Origin of the sequence: Psychrobacter sp. PG1, from assembly GCF_014897815.1 — a bacterium.
Taxonomy (GTDB): Bacteria; Pseudomonadota; Gammaproteobacteria; order Pseudomonadales; family Moraxellaceae; genus Psychrobacter.
Genome location: NZ_JABUZG010000008.1, coordinates 1 through 4,704 on the forward strand (window position 1 = coordinate 1; position 4,704 = coordinate 4,704).

Here is a 4,704-nt window from a genome sequence, read left to right on the forward strand (position 1 = left end):
ATACGGCATTGGAACGGAAAGCCCGTCCGACAGCCATATAATTATTAACTTTCAATATTAAGATTATCTATAAATCTCTTCTGCTTTAGGCATCCAAAGCCAAATACAATCATCGGTTACGCTTACTTCTTGCTTTAAGCCATCTTGTTTCTCTACAAAATGGCTCTTCTTAAAAGATTTTATAACCTCAATAGCATTGGTTGTATTAGGATCATACATAACACATTCAGATTTTTTATCACTATAAGAATAACCATCTTTGATATAAGTCGTCTCTATAGCAAATTTCAAAGACTTATGTTTGTGAACTTCATAACGATCATATACGAATAAACCAAACCCAAATAATATTGCTAATAACACTGCTGCCATTACCAATATTATTATTATATTTACCATATTCATAAAGCCAGCTATAAGCTTATCACCATCAATTTTTTTCATAGCTTTTCCTTTTTCTCTCTTTAAATAGATTTAAAATTAAGCAAAAGCTATGTAGAGAAATTCACAAAAGTTGCATAGCGCCATTTCACTTCAAACTGCTTATTCTGACCACTTCCTTTCCAGTACCCATGAAAATGACCGCGCCTAATATGAGGCTTCACCTTGTAAGCAAAAGACTTCTCACCTTCAGGCTTACCCTTAGCTACCCAATCACGGTACTGCCTCACCTCTCCACCCAGCCGCTTTCCAAGCTCTCTAACCACTGGCGTTGAAGGTGGCACAAACCTACCTGATTTTTTATTGATCGCCACACCTGTTTTTTTAATGTCTTCTCGGCTAATTGGTTCGCCCTTAATATTACTGATATCAGGCTCTTCTACACATAACCATAAAAGCATTGAAAGCAAGCTCATAAGCAGCCGCTTTGTGGTCTGCATGTCCTTCTTAGCTCTTTCGTTGTCTTTTTTATTGTTATGAATAAAATCCCTAATAAAAAGCTTCTCATAAGCTTCTTCGACCGTTAAACCATCATCAATCAAAAGTCTTATCGGCTGATAAGTGTCGTAGATAGTATCTGTCTTGCCTTGAATATTTAAGATGATATTTAATACAAGTTGGTGATTGTCATTAGCATCATAATCATAATCTAGCACCGCCCAAAAACCATCACACACCACGCTTTTATTACCCTCTGTTCTAAAGGTAACTGCCTCTTTGGGCATGTCAAAATAAACACACCAATCAGGCAATCTTTTAAAAATATTACTTGGTGTCGCTTCAGGAATTGGTGATCTGATAATGTCTTCAAAAATATCAGGATCAACACGATACACCCCTAAAGTATTGCGCCATGTGCCAAATACATGCAGCCCCCAAAAGTAAGTTAATAAAGATAGCTGCCTTTCATCAGTGTGGCTCACCACCTTATTACCCATACCTCTACGCTCACGCTCCATCAAAAATATGGGCGCTATGGTATATATCTCAGAAGACGGACAGAACACCCCATCCTTAAACTTATGCTTAAAATAAACTTGCTGCATGTCTTGATAGATTCGCTTGGTATTTTTATAAGTCTTATTAAAATCTGTCAGTTTTTTATAAGCAGATAACATATTATTCACCTTCATCATCAATCCTTTGGCTGTAGCTCATAATAAGGGTGCTGATCTGTAACAAGTAAAAACATCGTCCAGCATTGCAAACTAGGATTTTGCTTGTTGTTCTCATAGTTTGAAATGATCGTTTTACTGTTCAGCGATAAAACATCAGCCATTTTTTGACCAGTTAGCCCCGCCTTTTTTCTAGCCTTCTGACGATCAACCCCCAAACTTGGCGGCTCTATAAGCAAATTGCCAAAAAACTCTTGGCGCTGAGACAGCTTATAATTGGGGTGGCTATTGGTGATCAAGCTAAACAGCGTAAACGTTCTAGGATCAAGCGAAAATTCACCATTCTCAAATCTGCTCACTATGTTCTGATCAGACCAGCCCAGCGCCGTTGCGATGATTTCTTGGTTTCCTGATCCAAAATTTTTTCTTAGACTTTTAAAAGCCTCTCTATCACCATCAAACTTGATAACAACTTGTTTTTCTTGATTTTTCATAATTATAACTTATGTATAACCTTGTTGATATAAATATAACATTTTTAGAAAATGTTTTCTCATATAAAATAAAAAATTATCGTCATCATTAACTATGGCTTTTTTCACATCTTGCTTGAACTGATAAGGGATCACATCTCATTTGGATTAAGACGCAACCATGACGGTTGCACCTCTTCCAAGACACTAATATGATTAGTGCTAAACATTAGGCTTCCTTACTTTCAATCATATCTTTGCAGATCTCATAAACGCCTTTGCCGTCAACAGTTTTGCCATTTTCAATGATTTCAACCAAATAATCATTCATCCAGCCAAGCGCCCCAGCGTTATCAAAATGACGGTAGGCGCTGTTATCAACCCTATTCGTTTCATTATCAACAATATTAAGATCAAAGTTGCCGTCACTATCACGCCATGTCTTGACTGTAACCACTACAGTTTTTTCCTCAAATCTTGTGTCGTCAGTTGGTACGATAACGCCATGAACGATAAAGTCTATGCTGGCATCTATTGATCCGTCTTCGTTTTTAATAAAGCCGTTTGCATTTTCAACAAAGCTAAAGTTTGATAATTTATGACCTGAATCATTAGCCCCATACCCGAAATACTCTTCAATAGTTCGGATGGTATTACTTGGAATGTCACCAAAATCGGTACTATGGCAATTTTCTGTGATTAGCTCAATCAAGCCCCCTGAATACTTTTCGCCGTATCCTTCAACCATTTGGTGCATGTCATCATACTGATCACAAACATCGCGCCACCACTCATAATCTTCTTGCGCCATTTCATAATCTGCATAACCCACAAGTTCAAGACGCTGATCATCATCACTAATGCGCTTAAACTCACCATCTACAGTGTATTGACTAATCAGCGTATCTTGTTGATCCAGTGCAATATTAAGGGGTTTAACTTCTAACGTTTCAGTAATTAAAATTTTCATTTTCTTCGTCCTATCATTTTCTTTAATTGAGATAATATTATATAACGTATATATAACTTTATCAACCTTTTATTAATTTACTGCAATGCGCTTATAATCTCCTAGATCCTGATACCGATATGCATAGCCCTTATCAATAAAATCTTGATCCGTTCCTGTAAAATCATGCTCCTTGCTATACCAAACTTGTTCATGTCTAAATCGTCCTACCTTTTTATATCCCTTGCTGACTACATCATTAGGTAGCTGTACCTTGCCTGTTTGAAACATATTATCCACCTTCTAACTTTGCCGCTAATACCCTAACGGCTGGGTGGTCAGCACCTTGCCGACCTCACACCCTATCTACACCGCTTTACTCTGTTTATGTTTTATTTTAATTCTCTCGTACACAATAAACGACATAGGTAATAATATAATAATTAGCATAGCTGCAACGGCGGCTAATAAGCCATAAAGCTCTTCGATGTTACTATGCAGATAAACCAAACACACACCCACCAAACTACTAGCTATAAAAGTCAATAACGCCATTCCCTTATAGCTAGGGTTTTCTTCTATAAAATAGATCATTAGAGACGAACATACTAAAGAAAAAACAAATACCATAACTTTCACCATAATTATTAGATTAAAAACAGTCAGCACCTTGCCGACCTTGTATATAATATTATATAACGTATGTATAACTTTATCAATAAATATTATTATTTATTTTGCGTCAACGCAACAAAAAAGCCATTAGAATTAACTAATGGCTTTTTTCTACCTTGCTCTTTTTAGTCTAGGAATTTATAGATCATTCGCTGCGCTGTTCTCGCCTCTAATATCTCTTCTGGACTATCTGATTTTTTAACGATTAAACTTAAGCTTAAACTAACTCTATCTTTGGTTTCATGGTACAAGTTCACAAAATGATCTCTTAGCTCCTTTTGTGTTTTCCAAGCCATCACATTGATAGCAAATAAGCTAACAATCAACCCAAACAATTCACCACTTAGGTAGCCCTCTGAATAATTATCAGCATTAGCACAAAAATACACTTCCTTGTCAGGGTACATAAAAAAGGTATTAGTAAGACTATGCTTGCCTAGATCGACAAACTCCCAATAGCCGCTATCATAATCATCACTTAATTTTCTTGCATAGTTGCAAACCACATTCTCCATGACAACACTAGCCGATCCGTTACGGCACATATTAGCGAAAAATTCCACCTGATTACTTTTAATGATTTTACGATCTATACCTTTTGGTAATACTGCTGGTTTTTCTTTTGTAGGCATTTCTAATTCTTGGCTACGTGCTTCGTCTGCTTTTGATATAGTCATCTTAAATTCCTTAGCTTTGCCGCTAATACCCTAACGGCTGGGCGGCCAGTACCCTACCGACCTCATAAAACCTATTATATATAATATGACTAACATTTACAAGTGTTTTTTTGCGTTGACGCAACTTTTATTTACTGCTCCTTATTTAGTGTATACGCCTCTCATTAACTCTCTACTACTATCACCAGCCTAAACCCTTATCGCTGCTTCTGCGCCCTCTCACTGGCTCTCTGAGCCTACCTTCTCTCCCCTTCTTAAACCTTTACGCCCTCCCTGCTGGTCGAGCTATTTTTTATTTATTTATTTTCTTTTTATTGGTGTATAACGGTTGCATAAGTTAGTCATATTATATATAATATTAGGTACAAGGTCGG

7 protein-coding genes are annotated in these 4,704 nt (G+C 36.7%); all 7 read right to left on the reverse strand.

The window, feature by feature from the left end; translation table 11 throughout:
• Positions 1 to 63: 63 nt before the first annotated feature.
• Positions 64 to 444 (reverse strand): hypothetical protein, encoded by a 381-nt coding sequence (locus tag INT03_RS00195; protein ID WP_193007102.1) that lies wholly within the window; start codon positions 442 to 444, stop codon positions 64 to 66.
• Positions 445 to 491: 47 nt separating this feature from the next.
• Positions 492 to 1,574: an AcrVA2 family anti-CRISPR protein gene (locus INT03_RS00200; RefSeq protein ID WP_193007103.1), complete on the reverse strand. Its 1,083-nt coding sequence runs from the start codon at positions 1,572 to 1,574 to the stop codon at positions 492 to 494.
• A 2-nt stretch (positions 1,575 to 1,576) separates the two neighbouring features.
• Positions 1,577 to 2,050 (reverse strand): helix-turn-helix domain-containing protein, encoded by a 474-nt coding sequence (locus tag INT03_RS00205; protein ID WP_193007104.1) that lies wholly within the window; start codon positions 2,048 to 2,050, stop codon positions 1,577 to 1,579.
• A 208-nt stretch (positions 2,051 to 2,258) separates the two neighbouring features.
• Positions 2,259 to 2,999 carry a hypothetical protein gene (locus INT03_RS00210; protein WP_193007105.1) on the reverse strand — a complete coding sequence of 247 codons (741 nt, stop codon included), beginning with the start codon at positions 2,997 to 2,999 and terminating at the stop codon, positions 2,259 to 2,261.
• 72 nt (positions 3,000 to 3,071) lie between these two features.
• Positions 3,072 to 3,269, reverse strand: a complete 198-nt coding sequence (locus INT03_RS00215; protein ID WP_193007106.1) for a hypothetical protein — start codon at positions 3,267 to 3,269, stop codon at positions 3,072 to 3,074.
• Between the two features lie 75 nt (positions 3,270 to 3,344).
• On the reverse strand, positions 3,345 to 3,647 hold the full coding sequence (locus tag INT03_RS00220) for a hypothetical protein (protein WP_193007107.1): 303 nt from the start codon (positions 3,645 to 3,647) through the stop codon (positions 3,345 to 3,347).
• Between the two features lie 131 nt (positions 3,648 to 3,778).
• The gene (locus INT03_RS00225; RefSeq protein WP_193007108.1) at positions 3,779 to 4,330 is read right to left on the reverse strand and encodes an antirestriction protein; all 552 of its coding nucleotides are present in this window, start codon (positions 4,328 to 4,330) and stop codon (positions 3,779 to 3,781) included.
• Positions 4,331 to 4,704: the final 374 nt, after the last annotated feature.

Bases quoted from the DNA above. Each gene is read 5' to 3' on its own strand.
- INT03_RS00195 (WP_193007102.1), bottom strand. From the start codon at position 444: ATGAAAAAAATTGATGGTGATAAGCTTATAGCTGGCTTTATGAATATG.
- INT03_RS00200 (WP_193007103.1), bottom strand. From the start codon at position 1,574: ATGAAGGTGAATAATATGTTATCTGCTTATAAAAAACTGACAGATTTT.
- INT03_RS00205 (WP_193007104.1), bottom strand. From the start codon at position 2,050: ATGAAAAATCAAGAAAAACAAGTTGTTATCAAGTTTGATGGTGATAGA.
- INT03_RS00210 (WP_193007105.1), bottom strand. From the start codon at position 2,999: ATGAAAATTTTAATTACTGAAACGTTAGAAGTTAAACCCCTTAATATT.
- INT03_RS00215 (WP_193007106.1), bottom strand. From the start codon at position 3,269: ATGTTTCAAACAGGCAAGGTACAGCTACCTAATGATGTAGTCAGCAAG.
- INT03_RS00225 (WP_193007108.1), bottom strand. From the start codon at position 4,330: ATGACTATATCAAAAGCAGACGAAGCACGTAGCCAAGAATTAGAAATG.